Source organism: Streptomyces sp. NPDC111802, from assembly GCF_055634335.1.
The window spans coordinates 115,909-142,566 of record NZ_JBVKCZ010000026.1 but is presented as its reverse complement, the minus strand read 5'-3'; the positions used below and the strand labels follow the sequence as shown (position 1 = coordinate 142,566).

The window sequence follows — 26,658 nt, the reverse complement described above, 5'->3', positions numbered from 1 at the left end:
GCCAACACCCCCGACATCCTGCACGCCTACCTGCAGACCGGCGGCCGCCCCGCCTTCGAGGTCCGCGCCGTGCTCGCCGCGACCCTGTCCCCGGCCTGGGGCATCTACAGCGGCTACGAACTGTGCGAGAACACGCCCCTGCGCCAGGGCAGCGAGGAATACCTCGACTCGGAGAAGTACCAGATCCGCCCCCGCGACTGGGAGAGCGCCGAACGCGAGGGACGCACCATCACCCCCCTGCTCACCCGCCTCAACGCCGTCCGCCGCGAGAATCCGGCCCTGCGGCAACTGCGCGACCTCCACTTCCACCACGTGGACCAGGAAGCGGTGATCGCGTACTCGAAGCGGCGGGGTTCGAACACGGTTCTGGTGGTCGCCAACCTCGACCCTCACCACACCCAGGAGGCCACGGTCTCGTTGGACATGCCGCAACTCGGCCTGGAATGGCACGAGTCGGTGCCGGTGCGCGACGAGCTCACCGGCGAGACCTATCACTGGGGCAGGGCCAACTATGTGCGCCTCCTGCCTGGCGGCGCGCATGTGCTCGTCGTCGGCTGGGGGTCCGGGGGTTATCCCCCGGAAAGGCACAGCCGTGTTCTGCGACCGTCCACCCCGCAGATCGGAGGGTCACCCACAAAATGATCGTCAACGAGCCCGTTCAGGACACCTTCGAGGACACTCCTGCCAAGGATCGTGATCCCGACTGGTTCAAACGCGCCGTCTTCTACGAGGTCCTGGTCCGCTCCTTCCAGGACAGCAACGGCGACGGCGTCGGCGACCTCAAAGGCCTGACCGCCAAACTCGACTACCTGCAATGGCTCGGCGTCGACTGCCTGTGGCTGCCGCCCTTCTTCAAGTCACCGCTGCGCGACGGCGGCTACGACGTCTCCGACTACACCTCCGTACTGCCCGAATTCGGGGACCTCGCCGACTTCGTGGACTTCGTGGACTCCGCCCACCAGCGTGGCATGCGGGTCATCATCGACTTCGTCATGAACCACACCAGCGACCAGCACCCGTGGTTCCAGGAGTCCAGAAAGGACCCCGACGGCCCCTACGGCGACTACTACGTCTGGGCCGACGACGACAAGGCATACGCCGACGCCCGGATCATCTTCGTCGACACCGAGGCCTCCAACTGGACCTTCGACCCGGTCCGCAAGCAGTACTTCTTCCACCGGTTCTTCTCCCACCAGCCGGATCTCAACTACGAGAACCCGACCGTGCAGGAGGAGATCCTCTCGGCGCTGAAGTTCTGGCTGGACCTGGGAATCGACGGCTTCCGGCTGGACGCGGTGCCGTATCTGTATGCCGAGGAAGGCACGAACTGCGAGAACCTTCCCGCGACGCACGAGTTCCTCAGGCGGGTGCGGAAGGAGATCGACGCCCAGTACCCGGACACGGTGCTGCTGGCGGAGGCCAACCAGTGGCCGGAGGACGTGGTCGACTACTTCGGCGACTACTCCAGCGGTGGCGACGAGTGCCACATGGCCTTCCACTTCCCCGTCATGCCGCGCATCTTCATGGCGGTGCGCAGGGAATCCAGGTACCCGGTCTCGGAAATCCTCGCCAAGACCCCGGCCATTCCCTCCGGCTGCCAGTGGGGCATCTTCCTGCGCAACCACGACGAGCTGACCCTGGAGATGGTCACCGACGAGGAACGCGACTACATGTGGGCGGAATACGCCAAGGACCCCCGCATGCGCGCCAACATCGGTATCCGGCGCCGACTGGCACCCCTGCTGGACAACGACCGCAACCAGATCGAACTGTTCACCGCCCTGCTGCTGTCGCTCCCCGGCTCGCCGATTCTCTACTACGGCGACGAGATCGGCATGGGCGACAACATCTGGCTCGGCGACCGGGACGCCGTACGCACCCCGATGCAGTGGACCCCGGACCGCAACGCGGGATTCTCGTCGAGTGATCCGGGGCGGCTGTATCTGCCGACCATCATGGATCCGGTCTACGGTTACCAGGTGACGAATGTCGAGGCGTCGATGTCCTCGCCGTCCTCGCTTCTGCACTGGACCCGCCGAATGATCGAGATCCGCAAACAGAACCTGGCGTTCGGACTCGGCTCGTACACCGAACTTCAGTCGTCGAATCCGGCCGTGATCGCGTTTCTGCGCGAATACGAGGACGATCTCGTCCTGTGCGTGAACAACTTCTCGCGGTTCGCGCAGCCGACGGAACTCGATCTGAGCAGGTTCAACGGCCGACATCCCGTCGAACTGTTCGGTGGGGTGCGATTCCCGGCCATCGGTGAGCTCCCGTACTTGCTGACCCTCGGGGGCCACGGCTTCTACTGGTTCCGGCTGCGCAAAGACGCCGCCTGAGAGCCCGGCGGGGCGGTTTCCACCGCCCCGCCGGGGGCACGCAGAAGTAACACCCCGACCCCCCGGGGAAAGGACGCGACGCCATGTCGGAAGCCGTCACCCGTACCGTCACCGCCCCGCCCGGCCTCCTTGGGTCACTGGATCCACTGCTGCGGGAGTGGCTGCCACGGCAGCGCTGGTTCGCGGGCAAGGGGCGTCCGGTCACCGGGTTCACGCTGGTCGCGGCCACCGAGCTGCTGCCGCCCGGCGGCAAGCTGGGCCTGTACCACCTGCTGGTGCGCGCCCATCAGCCCGTCGCCCCCGTGCCGGGCGCGCCCGAGCAGCCCGCCGACTGCTACCAGCTCGTCATAGGCGAGCGCGAGGCGCTGCCGCCCCGGCTGGCGCCCGCGCTGATCGGACACGTGGCCGAGGGCCCGCTCACCGGACGCACGGTGTACGACGCCCTCTACGATCCCCGCCCCGCCGACCTGCTCCTCGAGGCCCTGCGCACCGAGGCCGGCATCGGCGTGCTGCGCTTCGAACGGGACCGGAGCCAGGAGATCCGGTCCGCTCTGGTGCCGCGCCTGGTCACCTCCGAGCAGTCGAACTCGTCGGTCGTCTACGGCGATACGTTCATCCTGAAGCTGTTGCGCCGGGTCGTGCCCGGCGTCAATCCCGACCTGGAGCTCCCGCTCGCGCTGGCCGGCGAGGGCTGCGACCGGGTGCCCGCGCCGACGGCGTGGTTCGGGGCCGAGCTGGCCGGTGAGTCGTATGTCCTCGGCGTGCTCCAGCCCTTCGTGCAGGGCGCGGCGGACGGCTGGGAGCTGGCGCTGCGCGAGCTGGCCAAGGGCGAGGACTTCGCCGCCGAGGCACGGGCGCTCGGGCGCGCGACCGCCGAGGTGCACACGGCGCTGGCGCGTACGCTGCCTACCGTGAGCCTGGGCCATACACAGGTGCAGCAGCTGGTCGACGGCATGGTCGAGCGGCTCGACGCGGCCGCCCAGGCGGTGCCCGCGCTGCGGCCGTACGCGCCCGGTCTGCGCTCCGCCTTCGAGGCGCTGGCCGAACTCGCCGCCGAGGGCTGCACCTGGACCGCCCAGCGCATCCACGGCGACCTGCACCTCGGGCAGTGCCTGCGCTCGCCCGCCGGGCAGTGGTGGCTGATCGACTTCGAGGGCGAGCCGTCGAAGGCGCTGGCCGAGCGGCGGATGCCACAGCCGCCGGTGCGGGACGTCGCCGGGATGCTGCGCTCCTTCGACTACGCCGCCCACTCCGCCGAACTGCCGGTGCCGGGCTGGGCCGAGGCCTGCCGGGCCGCGTACTGCACCGGGTACGCGCAGGTCAGCGGAGCCGATCCGCGGACCGATCCGGTGCTGTTGCGTGCGTACGAGACCGACAAGGCGATCTACGAGGTCGTCTACGAGGCCCGGCACCGCCCCGACTGGCTCCCGGTACCGATGTCCGCCATACACCGCCTGGCCGCGGACGCCGGCACGCCCACTTCCTCCACTCCGCCCTCTCCACCTTCGCCTAGGAGGCCCCGCCCGTGACGCCCCGCACCACTCCCTCCAGCGGTTCGGAACCCGAGAACACGGCCCAGCAGTCGGCCGAGAAGACGAGCGTCGCCAAGAAGGCGACGACCAAGGCCGCGGAGGCCGCGGAGGCCGTGAAGAAGGGGACGGCGAAGAAGGCGACGGCGAAAGCCGCCGGGCAGAAGAAGACGGCCGAGAAAAAGGCGGCCGCCAAGAAGGCTCCGGCGAAGAAGGCCGCCGCGAAGAAGACCGTCGCGAAGAAAGCCGTGACGAAGAAGGCCACCGCGAAGACCGCGGCGTCGAAGGCCACGGCGTCGAAGAGCGCTGCTGCCAAGGGCACGGCTTCCAAGGGCACGGCGTCGAAGAGCACCGCGACCAAGAAGGCCGCCGCCAAGAAGATTCCCGCGCAGAAGGCGGCACAGAAGAAGATCCCGGCGCAGAAGGCAGTCCCGAAGCCGGTCGAGCCCGTGGAGGTCGCCGTCTCCCCGGCCCTGGACGCCGGCGACCGGGACCGGTTCCTGAATGGCACCCACCACGACCCGCACTCCGTCCTCGGCGCGCATCCGGTCCCCGGCGGTGTCGCCTTCCGGGCCTTCCGGCCGTACGCCCTGTCGGTGACCGTCGTCGCGGGGAGCCTGCGGGCCGAACTGCACGACGACGGTGACGGGTTCTTCTCGGGACTGCTGCCGCTGCGGGAGGTGCCGGCGGGATACCGGCTGCTCGTGGCGTACGAGGGGACGGTCCAGGAGACCGAGGACGCGTACCGCTTCCTGCCCGCGCTGGGCGAGCTCGATCTGCATCTGATCGGCGAGGGACGGCACGAGGAGCTGTGGAAGGCGCTCGGCGCCGAGCCGATGACGCACCAGGGCGTGACCGGCACCCGGTTCACGGTGTGGGCGCCGAACGCGCGGGGTGTGTCGCTGGCCGGCACCTTCAACTTCTGGGACGGCACCGGGTATCCGATGCGCTCACTCGGCGGCACCGGCGTCTGGGAGCTGTTCGTGCCCGACATCGGCGAGGGCGAGCTGTACAAGTTCGAGATCACGCGGCCGGACGGTTCGAAGACGTTGCGCGCGGATCCGCTGGCCCGTCGGACCGAGGCCCCGCCCAACACGTCGTCCGTCGTGTACGCCTCGCAACACGAGTGGGGCGACGCGCAGTGGCTGGAGCGGCGCGCGTCGGTGCCGACCCATGAGGCGCCGTTCTCGGTCTACGAGGTCCATCTGGCGTCCTGGCGCCCCGGGCTGACGTACCGCCAACTGGCCGAGCAGCTCCCCGCGTACGTCAAGGACCTGGGCTTCACCCATGTCGAGCTGATGCCGGTCGCCGAGCACCCCTTCGGTGGCTCGTGGGGCTACCAGGTCACCGGTTTCTACGCGCCCACGGCCCGGCTCGGTACGCCGGACGACTTCAAGTACCTGGTCGACGCCCTGCACCAGGCCGGGATCGGCGTGCTGATGGACTGGGTGCCGGCGCACTTCCCGCGCGACGACTGGGCGCTGGCCGAGTTCGACGGCCGTCCGCTGTACGAGCACGAGGATCCGCTGCGGTCCGCGCACCCCGACTGGGGCACGCTGGAGTTCGACTTCGGCCGGCGCGAGGTGCGCAACTTCCTTGTGGCCAACGCGACGTACTGGTGCGAGGAGTTCCATATCGACGGGCTGCGGGTGGACGCGGTGGCGTCCATGCTGTACCTGGACTACTCGCGTGAGCCGGGGCAGTGGGTGCCGAACGAGCACGGCGGGCGGGAGAACCTGGACGCTGTGGCGTTCCTCCAGGAGATGAACGCCACCGTGTACCGGAGGGTGCCGGGGGTCGTGACGATCGCGGAGGAGTCCACGGCCTGGGACGGCGTGACGCGCCCGACGCATGTGGCGGGTCCGGGGGGCTTCGGGGGGCTGGGCTTCGGGCTGAAGTGGAACATGGGCTGGATGCACGACTCGCTGGAGTACATGGCCAAGGAGCCGGTGCACCGCAAGTACCACCACAACGAGATGACGTTCTCGATGGTGTACGCGTACAGCGAGAACTACGTGCTGCCGATCTCGCATGACGAGGTGGTGCACGGCAAGCGCTCGCTGGTGTCGAAGATGCCGGGCGACTGGTGGCAGCAGCGCGCCAATCACCGGGCGTACCTGGGCTATATGTGGGCCCATCCCGGCAAGCAACTGCTCTTCATGGGGCAGGAGTTCGCGCAGGGCGCGGAGTGGTCGGAGGCGCACGGGCCGGACTGGTGGCTGCTGGATCCGGGGTACGGGGCGGAGTCCGACCACCGGGGGGTGCGGGACCTGGTCCGCGACCTGAACACGGTCTACCGCCATACGCCGGCCCTGTGGCAGCGCGACACCGATCCGTCCGGCTTCCAGTGGGTCGTGGGCGACGCCGCCGACGACAACGTCTTCGCGTTCCTGCGCTACGACGCCGACGGCGCTCCGCTGCTGGCGGTGTCCCATCTGTCGCCGGTCGTCCGGCACGACTACCGCCTCGGTGTGCCGGACGACATCCCGGCCTGGCACGAGACGCTGAACACCGATGCGGCGAAGTACGGCGGCGGCGATGTCACGAACCCCGACGCGATCAAGCCGGAGGCCCAGCCGTGGCATGGCCGCCCGGCCAGCGTCACGCTGACGTTGCCACCACTGGCGACGGTGTGGCTCCGTCCCGCCTAGTGTTCGCCCCGCTCCGCAAACGCCGGACGGGCTGATTCCAGCCCGTCCGGCGTTTGCCGGTTTCAGTCGGTGGCCAGCGCCCTCGGCAACCGCCCCGTGTGCAGCACTCCCAACCTTTGCGTCGCCCGCGTCAGCGCCACGTACAGGTCGCTCGTGCCGTACAACCCCGGCTCCACCACCAGCACCGAGTCGAACTCCAGGCCCTTCGACTGGCGGGGGTCGAGGAGTACGACGGTCCGGGTGAGGTCGGGTTCGGCGCCCGCCGTGACGCCGTCCAGCCGCGCGGCCAGCTTGCCGTGCAGGTGGCGCGGTGCGATGACGGCGAGTCGGCCCTCGTCAGGGGTCAGCTCCTCGACCGCCTTGGCGACCGCGCCGGGCAGGTCGTCGGTGGCGCGCACCCAGGGACGTACACCTGTGGACCGTACGGAACTCGGCGGTTCGAAGTCCGGGTTCTCCGCCCTGACGACCGCCGCCGCCAGCTCCATGATCTCGACCGGCGTGCGGTAGTTGACGCCGAGCCGGGTGTGCTCCCAGCGGTCCTCGACATACGGCTCCAGGATGCCCGCCCAGGAACCGACACCGGCCGCCTCCGCCGTCTGGGCCGGGTCGCCCACCAGCGTCATCGAGCGGGTCGGGCTGCGTCGCATGAGCAGCCGCCAGGCCATCGGCGACAGCTCCTGCGCCTCGTCGACGATGATGTGCCCGAACGCCCAGGTCCGGTCGGCCGCCGCCCGCTCGGCCGCGCTGCGGTGGTCGTCCTCCTCATGGCGTTCGGCGAAGCGCTCGGCGTCGATGATGTCGTGCGCGGAGAGGATCTCGCTGGCATCGTCCTCCTTGTCGTCGAACTCATAGGTGCGTGAGGCGTACGACACGTCCAGCACGCCCTGCGCGTACGCGACCTGGGTCTCCCGCTCGCGCTCCGCACGCGCCCGCGCCAGCCGGTCGTCCTCGCCGAGCAGTTCGGCGGCCTCGTCCAGCAGCGGTACGTCCGACACGGTCCACTGCCGCGTCACGGGCCGGCGGATGGCGGCGGCGTCCTCGTCGGGCAGATAGCCGACGGGGTCGGCGAGGAAGTCGGCGACCAGGCGCTGCGGGGTCAGCCGCGGCCACAACTGGTCGATGGCCGCCCACACTTCGGGGTTCTCGGCGATCTCGTCACGGATCTGGGTGACGTCGCTCGGGTCGAGGACGCTGCTGCCGTCGTACGGGTCGGTGCCGACCCGCTCGGCGTACAGCTCGGTGAGCGTGTTGAGGATGTGCCCCTCGAAATGCTCCCGCGCCGCGTTGTGCTGGAGCTTCGCGGCCCGGGTGCGCTCGCGGGCGACCCGCACGAGGTCGTCGTCGAGCATCAGTATCTCGCGGTCGTGCTCGATCGCGATCACCGGATCGGGCAGCGCCTGCCAGTCGCGTACGACTTCGGCGAGCACCTCCGCCATGTCGGCCCGCCCCTTCACCGCGGCCGCCGCGCGCGTGTCGGTCGCCGTCGCCCGCACACCGGGGAACAGCTCACCGACCGTGGCCAGCAGCACACCCGTCTCGCCCAGCGAGGGCAGGACCTCGCCGATGTAGCCGAGGAAGGCGGGGTTGGGGCCGACGATCAGGACGGCGCGCCTGGCGAGCAGTTCGCGGTGTTCGTAGAGGAGGTACGCGGCGCGGTGCAGGGCGACCGCTGTCTTGCCGGTGCCCGGACCGCCCTCCACCACCAGCACCCCGCGGTGCGGCGCGCGGATGATCTCGTCCTGCGCGGCCTGGATGGTCTGCACGATGTCGCTCATCCGGCCCGTGCGCGCGGAGTTCAACGCGGAGAGCAGCACGGCGTCACCGGTCGGGTCCTCGTGGCCGGTCCGCTCCTGGTCCCCGAGGTCGAGGATCTCGTCGTGCAGGGCGGTGACCGTACGGCCGCTGGTGGTGATGTGCCGCCTGCGCCTGAGCCCCATCGGGGTGTGGCCGGTGGCCAGGTAGAAGGGGCGGGCGACATCGGCGCGCCAGTCGATCAGGATCGGCGTGCGCTCGGCGTCTTCGGTGCGCAGACCGATCCGGCCGATGTGGTGGCTGACACCGGAGGCGAGGTCGATCCGGCCGAAGCACAGCGAACCGTCCACGGCGTTCAGCGCGGCGAGCAGTCCCGAGCGCTCGGAGACGAGGATGTCCCGCTCCAGCCGGGCCTGCATGGGCGTGTTGCCCTGGGCGAGCGCGTCCGTGACGGAGGTCTCGGTGTCACCGCGCAGCGCGTCCACGCGTACGTACAAGCCGTCGATGAATTCCTGTTCGCGACGCAATTCACCGTCTTGAAATTCGGTGTTTGACAATTCCGCTCCCGCCCGGATATACTGTGCTCACTGAACTTCTTCGCGGCCCAATCATCTTGAAGTCGCGAACCATTGAATATACGCAAAGAAATCCCCCGAGCGCAATTGCTCGAGGGATTTTTTCGTATTCCGGTTCCGGAGAGATCGGCCGGGGATCGGCCGGGGGATCAGAGCACGTCGGACAGCTCCTCCAGCAGCCGCCGCTTGGGCCGCGCCCCCACCATCGACTTCACGGGCTCACCACCCCGGAAGACCATGAAGGTCGGCATCGACAGCACCTTGTAGGCGTTCGTGGTCAGCGGGTTGGTGTCGACGTCCAGCTGCACCACCTTCAGCCGCTCCCCCTCCTCCGCCGCCAGGGCCTTGAGCACCGGTCCCATCTGCCGGCACGGCGGGCACCAGTCGGCGGTGAACTCCACCAGCACCGGCAGCTCCGCTCCGATCACCTCCGTCTCGAAGTCCGTGTCCGTCACCTCGGTCACGCCCGCCGCCTTGATCACAGCTCCTGCCCTCCCAGTTCGCACAACGGTGGTTCCCCCTCGGCCATCGCCAGCCGCAGCCCGATCTTGGCCCGTACGGCCTGCAGCTCGCCGATCAGCGCGTCGAGCTCGTCCAGCTTGCGCCGGTAGACCGCGAGCGAGGCGGGACAGGTGTCGCCCTCCGGGTGCCCGGCCCGCAGACAGTCCACGAAGGGCCGGGTCTCCTCCAGGTCGAACCCGAAGTCCTGCAACGTCCTGATCTGCCGCAGCAGCTTCAGGTCGTCCTCGTCGTACGTCCGATACCCGTTGCCGCTGCGCCGCGCGGGCAGCAGCCCCCGCGACTCGTAGTAGCGCAACGTGCGCGTCGTGGTCCCGGCCCGCGCGGCCAGCTCGCCGATTCGCATGTGTACGAACGTAAGCCTTGACGCCGACGTCAGGGCAAGCGTCCCGGGACCGGCCCCAGCGCCTCGGAGTCCCGTACGCCCAGCAGACGGCGGTGAGGCGGTCGCGGTAGGGCGGGGCGCTGCAGACCTGACCCGCGGGACGAACAGCGCAATGGCCGGACGCCCGGCCCCGGTTCAGGCGGGGCCGGACGTCCGGAGAATTGAAGGGCCGGAAGGCGCGGGGCCGTGGGCCCCCAAGGGGCGCGGCCGACAGCCCACGCGCTCAGCCCCCGAGCCCCTTTCGGCTCTCCCAGCGGAGCGCTTACGCCTTGGCGAGCTCCTTCTCGCCGCCCTGCTCCGGCACCTCCGCCGGCGCCTCGGCGTGGTCGTCGAGGAGGGTCTTCTCGTCGAACGGGATCTGACCGGCGAGCACCTGGTCGACGCGCTCGCGGTCGATCTCCTTCGTCCACGTGCCGATCAGGACGGTGGCCACCGCGTTGCCCGCGAAGTTCGTCAGGGCGCGGGCCTCGCTCATGAAGCGGTCGATGCCGACGATGAGGCCGATCCCGTCCACCAGGGCGGGCTTGTGCGACTGGAGGCCGCCCGCGAGGGTGGCCAGACCCGCGCCCGTCACACCGGCCGCGCCCTTCGAGGCGACCAGCAGGAAGAGCAGCAGCGGGATCTGCTCGCCGATCGACATCGGCGTACCCATGGCATCGGCGATGAACAGGGACGCCATGGTCATGTAGATCATGGTGCCGTCGAGGTTGAAGGAGTAGCCGGTCGGGACGGTGATGCCGACCACCGGCTTGCTGACACCCAGGTGCTCCATCTTCGCGATGAGTCGCGGCAGCGCCGACTCGGAGGAGGAGGTCGACAGGATCAGCAGGAACTCACGGCCCAGGTACTTGAAGAACGTGAGGATGTTCAGCCCGGCGATGACCCGCAGCAGCGTGCCGAGCACGATGAAGACGAAGAGGAAGCAGGTGACGTAGAAGCCGAGCATCAGCACCGCGAGGCTCTTCAGCGCGTCCAGACCGGCGGAACCGGTGACGGCGGCGATGGCGCCGAAGGCACCGATCGGCGCGGCCCACATCACCATGGCGAGGATGCGGAAGACGAGCCGCTGGATGTGCTGCACGCCGCGCAGGATCGGCTCCCCGGCCGGGCCCATGGCCTGGAGCGCGAAACCGGCGAGCAGCGCGATGAGCAGGGTCTGCAGGACCGATTCCGAGGTGAAGGCGGAGACCATCGTGGTCGGGATGATGCCGAGCAGGAACTCCGTGGTGTCCTTGGCCTCGGCGTCGACCTGGGCGTGACCGGCGTCCTTGACGGCGTCGGTGAGCGCGAGGCCGGTGCCCGGCTCCAGGATGTTGCCGACGACGAGTCCGATGGCGAGGGCGACCAGCGACATCACGAGGAAGTAGACCAGGGCGATACCGCCTACGGCTCCGACCTTGGTCGCCTTGCGTACCGAGCCGATGCCCAGGACGATCGTGCAGAAGATGATCGGCGAGATCATCATCTTGATCAGAGCCACGAAGCCCGTACCGATGGGCTTCAGCTCGACCGCGAAGTCGGGCGCGGCCAGACCCACGGCGATACCGAGGGCAACCGCGATGATCACCGCGATGTAGAGGTAGTGCGTGCGGTCCCGCTTGGCGACGGGTGCGGCAGGTGCCGTATCGGGGGAACTGGCGGCGGCCACGGCTGCCCTCCTTGACGTCTTCGTCGGTTGTCACCGGCGTGCGGCTCACGTCCGGGGTGGGGGGTTCGCTCATCGGCTGGCGAGCCCCGGGGGACGGGGGTCGTATTCAGCGATGCGGTGACTATCTCCCGCCATGTGAGGGCGGTCACCCTTCCGTTCATTTAGTTCACAATCAGCCATGGAGGCAGACTGACGACATGCGCATCCCCGTCCCGAGACCCCGCAGCCTGGCCGGCCAGCTCTTCGCGATGCAGGCCGTGCTCATAGCGGTGCTCGTCGCCGGATACGCGGTGTTCACCTACGTCAGCGACACCGGCCAGGCCGAGGACTCGGCCGGTCGTCAGGCCAAGGCGGTGGCGCAGTCGATCGCCGACGCCCCGTCCGTGCGGGAGGCGATCCGCACCGCGGACCCGACGGCCGAGCTCCAGCCGTACGCGCTGCGTGTCCAGCGTGACGCCGAGGTCGACTTCGTCACGATCATGAATCCCAGGGGAATCCGCTGGACGCACCCGGACCAGAACCAGATCGGCCAGCACTTCCGCGGCCACACCGCGCGCGCGTTGCGCGGGGAGCCCTTCACCGAGACGTACACCGGCACGCTCGGCCCGTCGGTCCGGGCGGTCGTACCGATCTACGACGGCGGCACGGACCCGGCGCACATCGTCGGGCTGGTCAGCGCGGGCATCCGGGTCGAGGAGATCAGCAAGCGGGTGCAGGAGCAGCTGACGGCACTGATCGGGGTGGCGGCGGGCGCGCTGACGCTGGGCGCGATCGGGACGTACGTCATCAACGCGCGCCTGCGCCGGCACACCCACGGCATGAACGCGGCCGAGCTGAGCCATATGCACGACTATCACCAGGCCGCGTTGCACGCGGTGCGTGAGGGGCTGCTGATGCTGGACGGGCAGTACCGGGTGGCGCTGATCAACGACGGCGGGCGGGAGCTGCTCGGGGTGGCCGGCGATGTGGTGGGAAGGTCGGTCGCGGAACTCGGCCTGCCGGCCCCGCTGACCGGGGCGCTGCTGGCGTCGGAGCCCAGGGTGGACGAGGTCCATCTGACCGCGGAACGCGTACTGGTGGTGAACACGTCCCCGGTGTCGGGCGGCGAGCGGCGCGGCACGGTGGTGACCCTTCGGGACGTCACCGAACTGCAGTCCCTGATGGGCGAGTTGGACTCCGAACGGGGCTTCACCCAGGCCCTGCGCTCCCAGGCCCACGAGGCTGCGAACCGGCTGCACACGGTGGTCTCGCTGATCGAGCTGGGCCGAGCCGAGGAGGCGGTGGACTTCGCGACCGCCGAGCTGGAGCTGGCCCAGGCGCTGACGGACCAGGTCGTCGCGGCGGTGAGCGAGCCGGTGCTGGCGGCACTGCTGCTGGGCAAGACGGCACAGGCCAACGAGCGGGGCGTGGAGCTCGTCGTATCGGAGGACAGCCGGCTGGACGACGGCCTGCTGCCGGACGCCCTGCCCGCCCGGGACCTGGTGACGATACTGGGCAACCTGATCGACAACGCGGTGGACGCGGCGCAGGGAAGCGTGGGGGCACGGGTGACGGTGACGGCGTACGCCGAGGGCGGCGAACTGGTGCTACGGGTGTCCGACACCGGCAGCGGGGTGGACCCCACGCTCACCGAAACAGTGTTCCAACGCGGCTTCTCCACGAAGCCGTCCGGACCGGGAGGCCGGGGCCTGGGCCTGGCCCTCGTACGCCAGGCCGCGACCCGGCACCAAGGGGCGCTGTCAGTGGCGGAGGCCGACGGAGGCGGGGCGGTGTTCGAGGTGCGGTTGCCGCTGGCGGAGGGGGCGGGTTTGGGGAGCGGGGGTACGTCGGTGGGCGGGGGTGCGCCGGGTGGCGGGGGTGCGCCGGGTGGCGGGGGTGCGTCGGTGGACCGGGGTACGGCGGCTGGCGGAGGTGCGTCCGTGGGCGGGGGTACGCCAGCGGACGGGGGCAGGCCGGTGGGCGGGAGCACGCCAGCGGACGGGAGCACGCCGGTAGTCGGGAACACGCCAGCGGGCGGGGCGGGTTCCGAGGATGGGGCCAGTCCGGGGGGCGGGATCCCTCCGGTAGGCGGGGCCACCTCGGCAGGCGAGGCCACATCTGCGTGCGGGGCCGCTTCCGGGGAAGGGACCACTCCAGGCGCCGCTCCGACAGGAGGAGCCGCGTCGACGAGCGGGGCCGCCCCGACAGGCGAAGCCGGATCGGCAGACGGGACCGTCCCGACAGGCGAAGCCGGATCGGCAGACGGGACCGTCCCGACAGGCGAAGCCGTCCCGACAGGCGGCGCCGGATCGACAAGCGGGACCGCCCCGACAAGCGAGGCCGTCCCGGCAGGCGGCGCCGGATCGGCAAGCGGGGCCGCCCCGGTGAGCAGAAGCGCGTCGGCAGGCGGCCCCGGCGCGGCAGGCGGCGGCCCCTCCGGCGGTGGGGCGCCTCCCGGGTCCGACAGTGCGGTCGTTTCGAGAGGTGACGTATGACGGCGGCGGGCGAGCCCGAGATTCGGGTTCTGGTCGTGGAGGACGACCCGGTGGCGGCGGACGCGCATGTGATGTACGTCGGGCGGGTGCCCGGGTTCGTCGCCGTCGGCAAGGCGCACACGGGCGCGGAGGCGCGGCGCGCGCTGGACCGGACGCCGGTGGATCTGCTGCTGCTCGACCTGCACCTGCCGGATGTGCACGGACTGCAACTGGCGCGGTCGCTACGGGCGGCGGGACATCACGCGGATGTGATCGCGGTGACGTCGGCACGGGATCTGGCCGTGGTGCGCGAGGGTGTGTCGCTCGGCGTCGTGCAGTACGTACTGAAGCCTTTCACCTTCGCGACCCTCCGGGATCGACTCGTGCGGTACGCCGAGTTCCACGCGGCGGTCGGCGAGGCGAGCGGGCAGGACGAGGTGGACCGGGCCCTCGCGGCACTGCGGGCGCCAGGGCCGGCGGCCCTGCCGAAGGGCTTGAGCGCACCGACGTTGGAGCGGGTGACCGAGGCCGTGCGCGACGCAAAGGAGGGGCTCACGGCGGCGGGAGTCGCCGAGACCGTGGGGATCTCGCGGATCACGGCCCGGCGGTATCTGGAGCATCTGGTGGAGGCGGGCAGGACGGAGCGGGCGCCGGTCTACGGGCAGGTCGGCAGGCCGGAGTTGGTGTATCGGTGGGTGCCTGCGGCGGGGGCGGGGCGGCAGCCCTGAGCTCACCGAGGGTCTCGTCGGCCCAGCCGCGGGCCCTGGCCGCTTCGTCGGGGGCATCGGCTCGGTCGAAGGCCACAGCGGCATGAAGCAGGCCGAGGGCCCTGCCGATCCGAGCCATGGGGGCATGGGCTTGCGCGGGCTCGTCGGCGGCCTGGGGAGCGCAGGCAAGGTTCCGCAGGGCCTGGCCGACCATGTACCAGTCCTCGGCCTCCTTGCCCGCCTCGGCAGCGTCACGGAAGGCGGCCGCGGCCTCCTCCGGCCGGCCCGCCCCGCACAACGCGGCGCCGAGGTTGATCAATGCCGAACCCTCGCCATGTCGTTCTTCGGTGGCCCGGTACAGGTCGCAGGCGTGTGTCAGGGCTTCGACCGCCACGTCCGCACAGCCCTCCTGAGACGCCAGCTTGCCGAAGTGTTCCCACACGAAGGCCTGTCCGTGCTGGTCTCCGAGGGCTTGGTACAGGTCATCGGCCTGGAGATACGCATCGATCGCGTCGTCCACCCGACCCGCCTCCGACAGGGCGAGACCGAGGTGGTCCCACACACCGGCCTCACCCCTGCGGTGTCCGGCGGCCTGATACAGGGCACGGGCGCGCGTCAGGGCATCGATCGCCTCAGCCGCCCGGCCCGTCTCCACCAGCGCGTTCCCGAGGGAGTCCCAGGCGAGGGCTTCGTCGAGATGGTCCCCCGCACGGTGAGCCACCTCCTGCGCGACGGCGGCCACGGTGAACAGGTCCTCGAAGTACCGCCGCCAGTACAGGTACATCATCAGACATCGCCCGAGCCAGCCGGCCGCCTCCGCGTAACTCTCCTCCCGCCCCCACTGGACGGCCTCGAGCAAGCCCGCCCGCTCGGTGTCCAGCCACGCCAGCGCCTGCGCCCGGTCCTCGAACCTCTCCGGCACCGGATCCCCCGGCAGCCACCGCAGCCACTCATCGGCCGCGCCGGCGGACCACAAGTAGTAGACCAGCACAAGGCCTCGCGCCTTCTCCCCCTCTTCCCGCACGTCAGGGGCCGCGGCCAGCCCCGCACCGAACACCCGGACCAGGTCGTGCAACCGCCACCACCCGGGCAGGCTGCCCCGCTCGACGAGATGCGCCCGGGCCAGGATCTTCAGGTCCCGCGCGGCAGGAGTACCGCCCACGGCGAGCGTGTCGACGACGACCGGGCTCGCCTCGGACCCCGGCGCAAGGGCGAGCAGCCGCAGTAGCCGGGCCGGCCCGGGCGGCAGCCGACGGTAGGACAGGTCGAAGGCGGCACGGACGCTGCGCTCCCCGTCGTCGAGGTGGTCGAGGCGATCCCGGGACTCGGCGAGTTCGGCCACGAGTCCCGCCACCGGCATGCCCCGGTCCTCCGCGAGCAGCGCGACCGCGATCTGCAGGGCCAGCGGCAGGTATCCGCAGAGGGCGGCGAGCCGCTCGGCCGAGGCGGCGTCGTCCCGGATACGGCTGTCCTGCGGTTCGGCGATCCGCAGGGCGACATCGAGCAGCTCGCCGGCGTCCTCGGGGGTCAACTGGCCCAAGGGCACGAGCCGCGCGCCGAGTTGGGGCAGCCGGTCACGGGAGGTGACCAGGACGCGGTGCACGGGGCCGCCCGGAAGGAGGGGCCGTACCTGCTCGGGCGAGGACGCGTTGTCCGCCAGGATCAGCACCGGGCCGCTCCGGTTCGCCCGCTCGGCGAGGCGAGACCGGTAGAGCGCCGCGCGCTCGTCGGCGGTGACGGGGATGTGCTCCGACTGGACTCCCAGGGCCCGCAACAGCGACTGGAGCGCCTGGTCCGCCGTGACCGGGTTGTCGTCGTACCCGTGCAGGTCCAGGAACAGCACCCCACCCGGAAACCACCCCTCCGCCCGGGCAAGGTACGCCGCCTCCACCGCGAGCGCCGTCTTCCCGACACCACCGAGCCCGGAGACGGCGGCGACGAGCACGGTCCGCGATGCGTCGCCCGGCGCGGTCGGGTCGAGAGCCTCCCGCAGCCGGGACAGTTCCGCCTCACGACCGGTGAACCCGGCGGTCCTGGCAGGCAGCGAGTCCAACGCGGTGGGCGCGGGCGCCGCGGACTGGCGGTAGTCGACCTTCCCGATGACGGTCCCTTTGAAGTCACCGCCCCGGAAGTCGACGTGCTCCCGGCTCATCCCCTGCCGTCCCCCGCCGACCGGAACGGCACCGCGTACAGCACGATGAACCAGCCCAGCCCGGCGACCGCGAGCGCCTCAAGGACGGAGACGAGGACGAGCCCCGTCGAGGTGTCGTCCCCCGCCCAGTACACGACGAGCGCACTCAGCGGTACGAAGCAGAAGGCGAGCAGATCGACCACGAGCTGCACGGCCTTCCGCGACACGCGCCGGGCGTCCCCGCGATGGAAGGTCTCCCACCCGAAGGCGGTGCCCGAACCGGCGAGCTGAGCGAGCCGAGGCCCCAACTCACCCCGCACATATGTCCCGATCGCCGAGATCTTCTCGTCGTTCACCAGATACGTCCATCCGAGCACGACACACACCGGCGGCAGCGCGAGCAGCATGGACGTCTGCTCGGCCTGAGCGGCGGCGGCGATCACGGCGGCGACAACGGCCAGCGTCACATAGAGCAGGTTGTCCCGGAACCCGATCCGCGCCTTTTGCTCGTCCTTCACGCTCTGGTACTCGGCGAGCAGCAACTGCCCTACGGTGACGTCCTGTTCCGGCACTCGATTCCCTTCCCCCGGCGGTACGTTATGAGTGTGCCGGAGACTCAGCCCACAGCTCTCGTCCTGACCGCACTCCCCCTCGAATACGCCGCCATCCGAGCGCACGTCGAGAAGCGGCAGGAGCTCGTGCACCCGGACGGAACCCGAGTCGAAAGGGGCCAACTACCCAGCACTTCCTGGCATGTTGCCATCGCCGAGCTCGGCATGGGCGCCGAGCGGGCCGCCGCACTCACCACCCAGCTCATCAACTGGCTGCACCCCGAGGCGGTGTTCTTCGTCGGTGTCGCCGGCAGCCTGAAGGACGATGTCGGGATCGGCGACGTCGTGGTCGGCACGCAGGTGTACGAGATCCACGGCGGCAAGCAGACGCCGGAGGGTTTCCTGGTCCGGCCGAAGGCCCTGCCGGGCTCGCACGCGCTGGAACAGGCGGCCCGTTCCGCCGTGCGGGACATGCCGGACGTGCGGGCACACTTCATGCCGATCGCGACGGGGGACGTGGTCCTGGCGGACGCCGAGTCCGAGATCGCCCGGTTCATCCGCGGGAGCTACAACGACGCGGGCGCGATCGAGATGGAGGGCTCCGGTGCGCTCCAGGCGGCCCACCTGAGCGGCCGGTTGAACGCCCTGGTGATCCGGGGCATCAGCGACCGCGCCGATGCCGGCAAGCGCGATGCCGACGCCGCGGGTTCACAGGAACTCGCCGCCAAGCAGGCGGCCTCGGTGACGGTGGCCGTGCTGCACAAACACCATCCCCGCAAGGAATTTGGCGATTCCTCCGACTCCGAGGAGGGGCCCCATCGGCGCGGGGACGGCGCGGCGACGTACGGCGGAGACCACCTCGACTTCAGGGACGGCACCTTCTACGGCACCGTCATCGGCAAGACCGACGGGCGAGGGTAGAGGGACCACCCACGGCCCGGTCCCCCGCGCCAGCGCAACCCTGCCGCCCCGCCCCCTGGGCTTCACCGGCCGATCGGCGGAGCTGGACCGCCTGCTCCCGCTCCTCTCCCCCGACGAGGACGACACGGCCGCGCGGCCGCTCCTCATCTTCGCCGTCACCGGCATGGGCGGCATCGGCAAGACCGCACTGGCCGTGGAGGCGGCGCACCGGGCACGTGCGCGGGGTTGGTTCCCGGGCGGGACGCTCTTCGTGGACCTGCGGGGGTACGACGACGACCCGGTCACGGCTGATCAGGCGGTCATGGCCCTGCTCGACGCGCTCGGCGTCCGGGACGGGGATCTGCCGCCGACGTCGGAGCGCCAGTACGACGCGTACCGCGCGCTCCTCGCCGAGCGGCGGGGCCGGATGCTGCTGATCCTGGACAACGCCTCGGACCCGTCCCAGTACCTCCCGCTCCTGCCCGGCACGGATCACCACCGGGTGCTCATCACCTCACGGGACCGTCCCGACGCCCTTTCGGTACGCCTGATCGATCTGGAGACCCTCGCCCCGGATGACTCTGTCGCCCTGGTGACGCGTGCCCTTCATGACACCGACGAACGCGACGACCGCCCGGCGCGCGAACCTGACGCACTGCATGAACTGACCGCCCTTTGCGGCCACTTGCCCCTGGCCCTGCAGATCGCGGCGGGGATACTGCGTCGGCGACGCCCTCGGGATATTGCATCTCTGGTGGCCGACATCCGGGGTGCCGGGGACCCGACAGTCGTCCTCGACCGCGGCAGCCCGGGAACCGACCTGTATGGACGCTCACTGGTGCTGCGTCCCGTGCTGGAGACCTCGTACCGTCGGCTGCCACCCGACCAGAAACGGCTGCTGCGCCTGCTCTGCCTTGCGCCGGATACGGAGACCGGCACGGATGCGATCGCCGTGCTTGCCGACCTCGACACGCGGTCCGTGCTCTCCCTGTTGGAGGACCTAGCCGCCCGATATCTCGTCACGCCGGTGCGGGGCGGCATCGGGACGACTTCCGCCGTGTGGTGGCGGGTGCACGACTTGGTGCGGGGGTTTGGGGTGGGTGTGGTGACCGGGGATGCGGGATTGCGGGAGGAGGGGGAGGAGGCGCGGGAGCGAGTGCTGGAGTTCTACCTGCGGTGGGCGGATGCGGCTGATGACCGGTTGCGGTGGCTGCCGGGGATGGAGGAGCCGGAGCGGTTCGGGGACCGGGGGCAGGCGTTGGCGTGGCTGGACGGGGAAAGGGCGGCTCTGGTCGCGGCGGTGCGGTGGGGACGGGAGGAGCGGTTCGCAGGCGCGGCGGTGCGGCTGGCTCTGTGTCTGGGTGTGTATCTGCACTGGCGGCGGTATTTCGACGACTTGATCGCCGCACGGGGGCAGCGCGGGAGGCCGCCCACCTTGCCGGGGACCGGCAGGGCGAGGCCAACGCGTGGGACTACCTCGGCAATGCCCTGCAGGAGGCGGGCCGGACGGAGGAGGCAATCGACGCCCACACCTGCGCCCGCGACCTGCACCAGGCCACCGGAGACCGCCACAGCGAGGGCACCGCGTGGAACAACCTCGGCAGCGCCCTGCGGGTGGCGGGCCGGACGGAGGACGCGATCGATGCCCACACCCGCGCCCGCGACCTGCACCAGGCCACCGGAGACCGCCACGGCGAAGCCCGCGCATGGGGCAACCTCGGCAACTCCTTACTGGAGGCAGGCCGGACGAAGGAGGCAATCGACGCCCAGACCCGCGCCCGCGACCTGTTCCAGGCCGCCGGAGACCGCCACAGCGAGGCAAGGTCGTGGAACAACCTCGGCCTGTCCCTGAGGGAGATGAACCGGGCGGAGGAGGCGATCGAGGCGTACGGCAGGTGCTTGGAGCTGAGCCAGGAGTTCGAGGACTGGTACGGCGACGGACAGACCCTCCGCAACCTGGCTGTCGCCCACGAGGCCGCCCACCGCCCCACCGAGGCCCGCGCGGCCTACCTCCAGTCCGCCGACGCCTACACCCGAGCCAACGCCCCCACCCAAGCCGCCGAAGCCCGCGCCAGCGCAGCCGACCTGCCGGAGTAGTACCCCCTTCTCACCCCACCCCCGCATACCCCCGAGCCCCCCGCCAAGGCACCACCGCCCACATCCGCGTCCCACCCCCGGGCTCCCGCGCCTCCCCGAACCCCCACTCCCCCTCACACGCCCGCACCACACACCCCAGCACCCGCAACGCCGCCCGCCTCCGGGCATCGCACGCCGCGACCAGCCGGGCATGCTCGTGCCGCCGATGCCCGTCGTAGAGGGCCACCCGCAGCGCCCCCTCCCGATACCGCAGCGACAAGTACACCTCGTGCCCCGGCGTGAACCGGCAAGCGCAGGCGGCGAGTTCCCCCACCACCTGCACGACGGCATCCGCCATGTCCTCCAGCCCATGCCCTTGCAGCACGGCCCGCGTAGCGACCCGCGCGATCCGCGAGCTGGCCGGCCCGGCGGGCAGGGTGAGGCTGTACGTGAGCGTGTCGGGTGAGGGCGGCGCGATGTCCGTCTCCTCGGCGAAGACGGGACAGGTGGAGACGGCTCCGAGTACGGACACAGACATGAGCAACTCCCTTGCTGACTACGGACATCCCTGGCACGGGCCCACCCCTCCCAGGGAAGGAGTACGCGGGCAGGCTCGCGCGATGCGCTTCCAACGGCGTCGGACCGTAAGCGGCTCGTCACCGACTGTAGAGCTTCATGTGGCACGTGTGCCACACACTCCTCCACATTGCCTACTTCACATTGGACCCGCGCGACGCACACGGTGCAGACTGACCCCGGCCAACCATCGAGAAAGGGCACCGATGCCGACACGGCCCGCGCCGACGGAACGTCAGAAACGCCTGGGCGCCGAGCTGCGCAGGATGCGCCTTGCTGCCGGGCAGACCACGGAGTACGCCGCCGGACTGCTGGGGCTGGACCGCACGAAGGTGTCCAACATGGAGTCGGGCGTGCGGGGCGCCTCGCCAGAGCGAATCCGGATACTGGCCAGCAACTACGAATGCGCGGACGAGCGATACGTCGAAGCACTGGTCGCCATGGCCGACGTACGCAAGCGGGGCTGGTGGCAGCAGTACCGGGGAAGCCTTCCCCAAGGGCTCCTGGACGTCGCCGAGTTGGAGTGGTTTGCCACCCGACTGCGGAGCTACCAGACCGTGCACGTGCCGGGACTGCTGCAACTCGGCGAATACGCCCGTGCCATCTTCGCCGCCGCGCTGCCACCCCTGCCCGACTCAGAGGTCGAACTCCGCGTCGTACAGCGCCTGCGGCGTCAGCAGGTTCTGGACCGGGAGGACCCCGTCGAGTACGTGGCGTACGTCCACGAGTGGGCCCTGCGGATGCAGTTCGGCGGGCGTCGCGTCATGCGCGAGCAGCTACAGCACCTCTGCCAGGCCTCCGAGCGCGACGCCGTCGAACTGCGCGTGCTCCCCGTCGAAGCCGGCGCCTTCCCCGGCGCCGGGCACGCCGTGCTCTACGCCAACGGTCCAGTCCCTCAGCTCGACACCGTGCAGCTGGACTCCGCCCACGGCGGCGAGTTCACTCACTCGGAGGCCCAACTCGCCAAGTACCAGGCGCACATGGCCTGGTGGCAGACCCACACACTCAAACCCGAGGACTCACGCGACCTCATCCACTCCATCGCCCGACAGCTCTGACCCCCGAGAGGCCCCAATGCCCGAGATCACCTGGGAAGAGCCCTTCTGCGCCGAAGGCAACAACTGCTTCCGCATAGGCACCGACACGTTCGGCAACGCCTACATAGCCATCGCCGGCCAAGAAGACCACTACCTCACCGACACCCGCGAAGCCCTCCGCACCCTCATCCGCGACATCAAGTCCGGCAAGGCCGACCACCTGCTGTAGCCAAATCCGCCGCACACTCATTGACCTGACTAGACCACTCCTCTTAGGTTCACCGGGCAGACAACCCCAGGCCACAACGACGTAGGCCCCAGGAGGTCATGCCCGTGCGCCCCACCGCCGCCCTGATCACCACCACCCTCGTCCTCACCGCCGCCTCCCTCACAGCCTGCGGCAGCAGCTCCGGCAGTGACCCGGACACCATCAAGGTCTCCTTCAAGCAGTCCACGGACAACTCCATCAAGGTGATGGACACCTACCTCGCGGACATCAAGGGGCAGTTCGAGAAGGCGAACCCCGGCAAGAAGGTCGAGTTCGTCCCGATCAAGGCCCCGGACTCGGAGTACTACACCAAGCTCCAGCAGATGCTCCGCTCCCCCAAGACCGCCCCGGACCTGGTCTACGAGGACACCTTCCTCATCAACTCGGACATCACCAGCGGTTACCTCAAACCCCTCGACTCCTACCTCGCCAAATGGCCGGACTGGAATCAGTTCATCGACACGGCGAAGGAAGCCGCCAAGGGCGAGGACGGCAAGACGTACGGCGTCCCGGACGGGACGGACACCCGGGGGCTGTGGTTCAGCAAGGACGTCTTCAAGAAGGCCGGCCTGCCCGCCGACTGGCAGCCGAGGACCTGGGACGACGTCCTCGACGCCGCCCGCGCGATCAAGCAGAAGGCTCCGGGCGTCATCCCCCTCAACGTCTACACGGGCAAACCCGTCGGCGAGGCCGCCACCATGCAGACCTTCGAGATGCTGCTCTACGGCACGAGCGACGGCACGAACGGCGGCACGACCGACCCGCTCTACGACAAGTCCGCCAAGAAGTGGGTCGCCGGCAGCCAGGGGTTCAAGGACTCCCTCTCCTTCGTCGAGACCGTCTACAAGGAGAAGCTCGGGCCGGACGTCTCCGACGCCCTCGACCCCAACGTCATGACCCGCGTCCGCGGCGAGTGGCTCCCGCAGGGCAAGCTCGGCATCGCCCTCGACGGCTCCTGGCTCCCCCAGGACTGGCTGTCCGGCAGCGGCCACGAATGGCCCGAGTGGTCCGACGAACTCGGCCTCGCCGCGATGCCCACGCAGAACGGCCAGGCCCCCGGCAAGGTGAGCATGTCCGGCGGCTGGACCTGGTCCATCCCGGCCAAGGCGGGCAACCCCGACCTGGCCTTCGAGTTCATCAAGACGATGCAGACGAAGGCGAACGCCCAGAAGTGGTACATCGCCAACTCCGGCATCGCGGTGCGCAAGGACGTCGCGGAAGACCCCGCCTACACCGATGCCCAACCCGGCACCAAGTTCTTCACGGACCTCGTCGCGAGCACTCACTACCGGCCCGCCTTCCCGGCGTACCCGAAGGTCTCCACGGCCGTACAGGAGGCGATGGAGGGCGTGACGACGGGTGACATGTCGGTCGAGGAGGCGGCCAAGGGGTACGACGAGGAGCTGAAGTCGGCGACGGACGACCAGGTGATCGAGAAATGACCTCCTGCCGATGAGGAACGCCCGCTCCCTCACCCGCTCCCTCCCGGTCACCCCCGCCGTCGTCCTGCTGCTCCTGTTCCTCGCCGGGCCCATCGCCTACTGCGCCTACATCGCCTTCACCGACCTCCAACTCACCGGCCAGGCCGAGGAGTCGTTCGTCGGCTTCGACAACTTCCGTACGGCGTTCGGTGACGAGGCGTTCCTGAACGCCGTATGGCTGACGCTCGCCTTCACGGTCGTATCCGCACTGATCGGCCAGAACACGCTCGGCCTCGCCCTGGCCGCGCTGATGCAACGCTCCTCAAAACCCGTCCGGACCCTCACCGGCGGCATCGTCATCGCCGCCTGGGTACTCCCGGAGGTCGTCGCCGGTTTCCTCCTCTACGCCTTCTTCCGTCGCGAGGGCACCCTGAACGCCATCCTGGACTGGCTCCATCTCCCGTCCCAGAACTGGCTGTTCACGCTGCCGATCCTGGCGGTGTCGTTCGCGAACGTATGGCGCGGGACGGCCTTCTCGATGCTGGTCTACTCGGCGGCCCTGAACGAGATCCCCAAGGAGATCACCGAGGCGGCGGAGGTCGACGGCGCCGGCGGCTGGCGCCGCATGTGGCACATCACGCTGCCGATGATCCGCCGCTCCATCGGCACCAACCTCATGCTCATCACCCTGCAGACGCTGTCCGTCTTCGGCCTGATCTGGGTGATGACCAGGGGCGGGCCGGGTGGCAAGAGCCAGACGCTCCCGCTGTTCATGTACGAGGAGGCGTTCCAGAAGAGCGTGATCGGCTACGGCACGGCGGTCGCGCTGCTGCTCCTGGTGGTGGGGTCGCTGTTCTCGGTGGTCTATCTGCGTCTGCTGCGAACGGAGGCCTGACGCGTGCCCCGGACTCTGACGAAACGCAGGACCACGCACCGGCTGGCCGCCGACGCCGGCCTTCTCCTGCTGGCCGCCGCGTTCGTGCTCCCGCTCGCGTGGGTGGTCCTCTCCGCGCTCGATCCGCACGCGGGCCTCCGGGTGAAGCTCCCGGACGGCCTCACCCTGGACAACTTCGACGCGGTCCTGACCCCGGAGATCACCTTCACCCCGCTGCTCAACAGCCTGCTCCTGTGCGGCGGCGGAACGGCCCTGACGGTCGTGTGCGCGGCGCTCGCCGCCTACCCGCTGTCCCGCTTCCGGTCGCGTTTCAACCGTCCGTTCCTGCTCACGGTCCTGTTCGCGACGAGCCTGCCGATCACGGCGATCATGGTGCCGGTGTACGCCCTGTTCGTGCGGGTGAACCTGATCGACACCATGCAGGGCACGATCTTCTTCTTCGCCGCCTCCCAACTGCCGTTCGCCATCTGGCTGATGAAGAACTTCATGGACGGGGTGCCGAAGGAACTGGAGGAGGCCGCCTGGACGGACGGGGCGTCCTCGCTCCAGTCGCTGGTGCGGATCGTGCTGCCCCTGATGGGCCCCGGAGTCGCCGTCGTCACGGTCTTCTCCTTCGTGATGATGTGGGGCAACTTCTTCGTCCCGTTCATGCTCCTGCTCACCCCCGACCAGATGCCGGCCTCCGTCAGCATCAACGAGTTCTTCGGGAACCGGGGGATGGTGGCGTACGGCCAGCTGGCCGCGTTCTCGATCGTCTACTCGACGCCGGTGATCCTGCTGTACGTGCTGATCGCCCGGCGGCTCGGTGGGGGATTCGCGCTGGGCGGGGCGGTCAAGGGGTGACGTCCGGCAGCACCCCCGGCCGGAACGCCTCCACGCCCACGACCCTGCGCACCCGCACCGGCTCGATCAGCAGCATCACCCGCCGCTCTCCCGGCAGCAGCCACGGATAGCGCTCCTCCCCGATGTACTTCCGGGCGAGCCGGTCCATCGCCCGTTCCGCCGTCTCCCCCTCCACGAACCGGACGACCCGCCCCCGGATCTCGGCGCGGTCGTAAGGGTTCTCCGGGTCGTGGTGGGACAGGGAAACGTTGGGATTGAGCCGCAGGTTGTCCACCTTCACCCGCCCCATGGAGGTGTTGACCATGACGTACTCGTCTTCGATATCCGCCCACATGGGCGAAACCTGCGGCATCCCGTCCGGGTCGACCGTCGCCAGATGCCAGAAGTTCGGCGCGAGCAGACGTTCACGAATATGCCCGTTGAGCTTGCCGTTCACCGTCGGTCACCGCCTTCCGGGGCGCCACCGTGACGCCTCGCCGCAATCCTGGCCGTCACCGCGTTCCGGTCGACAGACGATCTTCAGCCAGCGGCGAACCCACCAGTAGCCGTATCTTCCTACAATCCGTGATCCTGGCCGAACAGACCGTAGTCACTGCACTCCGCCCGCCCTACGTTGTGGCCCGTGCACCGACCCGCAGCTCAACCGAACCAGCCATCCAACCGCTCCGGCCGCCGCAACCCACCCACTCCCCCGTTCAACGCCCCCGCCGCCCGCAGACTGCGTGCCGCCCTCAGCATGGGCCCCGAACACGTCGCCCACGGCATGCGGACCTCGTACGGACTCCCCTACGTCACCGAGGACCTCGTGATCGCCTGGGAGCGCGAGCTCACCGCGCCCAACAGCAGCGAGCTCACCGCCCTCGCCGGTGTTCTGTGGTGCTCGCCGGGTGAACTGCTCGGCAAGCCGCGGACGCTGCGGGAGCACCGCATCGCCCGGGGCCTGGCTCCCGAGGACGTGGCCCGTGCCGTCGGGCACGACGTCGTCGGGTATCTGCGCATGGAGGAGAACGACGACTGGCGCGGTACCGACCGTCAGTCCGCCGCCCTGGCCGACGTCCTCGGTCTGACGCTTCCCGACTTCATCACCGTCACGGGCCGCGAGACCCGGCTCGCCGAGTTGCTGCGCAGCGCCGTGACGACGCGCTGGCAGGCGTATGTGCGCCCGGTCGGCAAGATCGCGCCACTGGACCGGCGGTTGCTGGAGACCGCCCTGCAGGAGCTGCACCGCAGCTACCAGGGGCAGATGACCGCCACGCTCAGCTGGGGCGGCGGCAGCGGTGACTCCAGCGCGGCCGGCCGCGAGTTCCTGGACCGGATCGTGGAGCGGTTCTGGCAGACCGTCCAGGGTCTGTGAACTCGGTAGTCCAGGGTCTGTGAAGTCGGTAGCCCAGGGTCTGTGAAC

At 69.9% G+C, this 26,658-nt stretch carries 18 protein-coding genes and 3 pseudogenes; 14 read left to right on the top strand and 7 right to left on the bottom strand.

Translation table 11 applies throughout. The features are described 5' to 3' along the window. From ACZ7NC_RS27455 to glgB, 4 genes and pseudogenes are all read left to right on the top strand, one after another. Positions 1-642: pseudogene (locus ACZ7NC_RS27455) on the top strand (alpha-1,4-glucan--maltose-1-phosphate maltosyltransferase); the annotation flags it as partial. Beyond that, positions 639-2,339 carry a maltose alpha-D-glucosyltransferase gene (gene treS, locus ACZ7NC_RS27450; RefSeq protein ID WP_471492131.1) on the top strand — a complete coding sequence of 567 codons (1,701 nt, stop codon included), beginning with the start codon at positions 639-641 and terminating at the stop codon, positions 2,337-2,339. The pseudogene ACZ7NC_RS27455 and the gene treS, both read left to right, overlap by 4 nt. Before the next feature lie 83 nt (positions 2,340-2,422). Continuing rightward, positions 2,423-3,868 carry a maltokinase N-terminal cap-like domain-containing protein gene (locus tag ACZ7NC_RS27445; protein WP_471492130.1) on the top strand — a complete coding sequence of 482 codons (1,446 nt, stop codon included), beginning with the start codon at positions 2,423-2,425 and terminating at the stop codon, positions 3,866-3,868. Continuing rightward, entirely contained in the window at positions 3,865-6,519 is a 2,655-nt protein-coding gene (gene glgB / locus ACZ7NC_RS27440; RefSeq protein WP_471492128.1) for a 1,4-alpha-glucan branching enzyme, read from the top strand. The genes ACZ7NC_RS27445 and glgB overlap by 4 nt, the downstream gene beginning before the upstream one ends. Positions 6,520-6,581: 62 nt before the next feature. Here glgB and ACZ7NC_RS27435 read toward each other — a convergent pair whose 3' ends face one another. The 4 genes from ACZ7NC_RS27435 to ACZ7NC_RS27420 form a co-directional block, all read right to left on the bottom strand. After that, positions 6,582-8,798 (bottom strand): HelD family protein, encoded by a 2,217-nt coding sequence (locus tag ACZ7NC_RS27435; protein WP_471492126.1) that lies wholly within the window; start codon positions 8,796-8,798, stop codon positions 6,582-6,584. Between the two features lie 197 nt (positions 8,799-8,995). Further along, the gene (locus tag ACZ7NC_RS27430) at positions 8,996-9,310 is read right to left on the bottom strand and encodes a thioredoxin family protein (protein ID WP_471492124.1); all 315 of its coding nucleotides are present in this window, start codon (positions 9,308-9,310) and stop codon (positions 8,996-8,998) included. Between the two features lie 14 nt (positions 9,311-9,324). Further along, positions 9,325-9,711 carry a MerR family transcriptional regulator gene (locus tag ACZ7NC_RS27425; protein ID WP_471492121.1) on the bottom strand — a complete coding sequence of 129 codons (387 nt, stop codon included), beginning with the start codon at positions 9,709-9,711 and terminating at the stop codon, positions 9,325-9,327. A gap of 301 nt (positions 9,712-10,012) precedes the next feature. Next, entirely contained in the window at positions 10,013-11,398 is a 1,386-nt protein-coding gene (locus tag ACZ7NC_RS27420; RefSeq protein WP_471492120.1) for a cation:dicarboxylate symporter family transporter, read from the bottom strand. Positions 11,399-11,595: 197 nt separating this feature from the next. Between ACZ7NC_RS27420 and ACZ7NC_RS27415 the strand changes: the two are divergent. Next, positions 11,596-13,206 (top strand): annotated as a pseudogene (locus ACZ7NC_RS27415) (sensor histidine kinase); the annotation flags it as partial. 662 nt (positions 13,207-13,868) lie between these two features. Continuing rightward, positions 13,869-14,579, top strand: coding sequence for a response regulator (locus tag ACZ7NC_RS27410; protein ID WP_471492118.1), 711 nt, complete (start codon positions 13,869-13,871; stop codon positions 14,577-14,579). Between the two features lie 2,127 nt (positions 14,580-16,706). Here ACZ7NC_RS27410 and ACZ7NC_RS27405 read toward each other — a convergent pair. Beyond that, positions 16,707-17,261 carry a hypothetical protein gene (locus tag ACZ7NC_RS27405; RefSeq protein WP_471492116.1) on the bottom strand — a complete coding sequence of 185 codons (555 nt, stop codon included), beginning with the start codon at positions 17,259-17,261 and terminating at the stop codon, positions 16,707-16,709. Positions 17,262-17,288: 27 nt separating this feature from the next. Here ACZ7NC_RS27405 and ACZ7NC_RS27400 point away from each other — a divergent pair, with 27 nt between their 5' ends. Together ACZ7NC_RS27400 and ACZ7NC_RS27395 are read left to right on the top strand one after the other, a co-directional pair. Beyond that, positions 17,289-18,161 (top strand): 5'-methylthioadenosine/S-adenosylhomocysteine nucleosidase family protein, encoded by an 873-nt coding sequence (locus tag ACZ7NC_RS27400; protein ID WP_471492114.1) that lies wholly within the window; start codon positions 17,289-17,291, stop codon positions 18,159-18,161. A gap of 163 nt (positions 18,162-18,324) precedes the next feature. Beyond that, positions 18,325-20,237, top strand: a pseudogene (locus tag ACZ7NC_RS27395) (tetratricopeptide repeat protein). Positions 20,238-20,247: 10 nt separating this feature from the next. On the opposite strand, the gene ACZ7NC_RS27390 reads toward ACZ7NC_RS27395, so the two are convergent. After that, on the bottom strand, positions 20,248-20,754 hold the full coding sequence (locus tag ACZ7NC_RS27390; RefSeq protein ID WP_471492111.1) for an ATP-binding protein: 507 nt from the start codon (positions 20,752-20,754) through the stop codon (positions 20,248-20,250). Between the two features lie 244 nt (positions 20,755-20,998). Between ACZ7NC_RS27390 and ACZ7NC_RS27385 the strand changes: the two genes are divergently transcribed. The 5 genes from ACZ7NC_RS27385 (at position 20,999) to ACZ7NC_RS27365 (ending at position 25,256) form a co-directional block, all read left to right on the top strand. Then, on the top strand, positions 20,999-21,850 hold the full coding sequence (locus ACZ7NC_RS27385) for a helix-turn-helix domain-containing protein (RefSeq protein ID WP_471492110.1): 852 nt from the start codon (positions 20,999-21,001) through the stop codon (positions 21,848-21,850). A gap of 16 nt (positions 21,851-21,866) precedes the next feature. Continuing rightward, on the top strand, positions 21,867-22,058 hold the full coding sequence (locus ACZ7NC_RS27380; RefSeq protein WP_471492108.1) for a hypothetical protein: 192 nt from the start codon (positions 21,867-21,869) through the stop codon (positions 22,056-22,058). Positions 22,059-22,156: 98 nt separating this feature from the next. Then, a complete protein-coding gene (locus ACZ7NC_RS27375; protein WP_471492106.1) occupies positions 22,157-23,539 on the top strand; it encodes an extracellular solute-binding protein in 1,383 nt (460 codons plus the stop codon). 10 nt (positions 23,540-23,549) lie between these two features. Further along, a complete protein-coding gene (locus ACZ7NC_RS27370; protein WP_471492104.1) occupies positions 23,550-24,413 on the top strand; it encodes a carbohydrate ABC transporter permease in 864 nt (287 codons plus the stop codon). 3 nt (positions 24,414-24,416) lie between these two features. After that, positions 24,417-25,256, top strand: coding sequence for a carbohydrate ABC transporter permease (locus ACZ7NC_RS27365; protein ID WP_471492103.1), 840 nt, complete (start codon positions 24,417-24,419; stop codon positions 25,254-25,256). On the opposite strand, the gene ACZ7NC_RS27360 is transcribed toward ACZ7NC_RS27365, so the two are convergent. Further along, the gene (locus ACZ7NC_RS27360) at positions 25,246-25,692 is read right to left on the bottom strand and encodes a PPOX class F420-dependent oxidoreductase (protein WP_471492101.1); all 447 of its coding nucleotides are present in this window, start codon (positions 25,690-25,692) and stop codon (positions 25,246-25,248) included. The two genes, ACZ7NC_RS27365 and ACZ7NC_RS27360, sit on opposite strands and share 11 nt — an antisense overlap. 177 nt (positions 25,693-25,869) lie before the next feature. On the opposite strand from ACZ7NC_RS27360, the gene ACZ7NC_RS27355 reads away from it, so the two are divergent. Continuing rightward, complete coding sequence (locus tag ACZ7NC_RS27355) at positions 25,870-26,610, top strand: helix-turn-helix domain-containing protein (RefSeq protein WP_471492099.1); 741 nt, start codon at positions 25,870-25,872, stop codon at positions 26,608-26,610. The last annotated feature ends 48 nt before the right edge of the window (positions 26,611-26,658 follow it).

Coding starts and splice junctions, on each gene's coding strand:
- ACZ7NC_RS27425 (WP_471492121.1), bottom strand. CDS start 9,711: ATGCGAATCGGCGAGCTGGCCGCGCGGGCCGGGACCACGACGCGCACG.
- ACZ7NC_RS27400 (WP_471492114.1), top strand. CDS start 17,289: ATGAGTGTGCCGGAGACTCAGCCCACAGCTCTCGTCCTGACCGCACTC.
- ACZ7NC_RS27370 (WP_471492104.1), top strand. CDS start 23,550: ATGAGGAACGCCCGCTCCCTCACCCGCTCCCTCCCGGTCACCCCCGCC.
- treS (WP_471492131.1), top strand. CDS start 639: ATGATCGTCAACGAGCCCGTTCAGGACACCTTCGAGGACACTCCTGCC.
- ACZ7NC_RS27390 (WP_471492111.1), bottom strand. CDS start 20,754: ATGTCTGTGTCCGTACTCGGAGCCGTCTCCACCTGTCCCGTCTTCGCC.
- ACZ7NC_RS27410 (WP_471492118.1), top strand. CDS start 13,869: ATGACGGCGGCGGGCGAGCCCGAGATTCGGGTTCTGGTCGTGGAGGAC.
- ACZ7NC_RS27445 (WP_471492130.1), top strand. CDS start 2,423: ATGTCGGAAGCCGTCACCCGTACCGTCACCGCCCCGCCCGGCCTCCTT.
- ACZ7NC_RS27385 (WP_471492110.1), top strand. CDS start 20,999: ATGCCGACACGGCCCGCGCCGACGGAACGTCAGAAACGCCTGGGCGCC.
- ACZ7NC_RS27375 (WP_471492106.1), top strand. CDS start 22,157: ATGCCCGTGCGCCCCACCGCCGCCCTGATCACCACCACCCTCGTCCTC.
- ACZ7NC_RS27380 (WP_471492108.1), top strand. CDS start 21,867: ATGCCCGAGATCACCTGGGAAGAGCCCTTCTGCGCCGAAGGCAACAAC.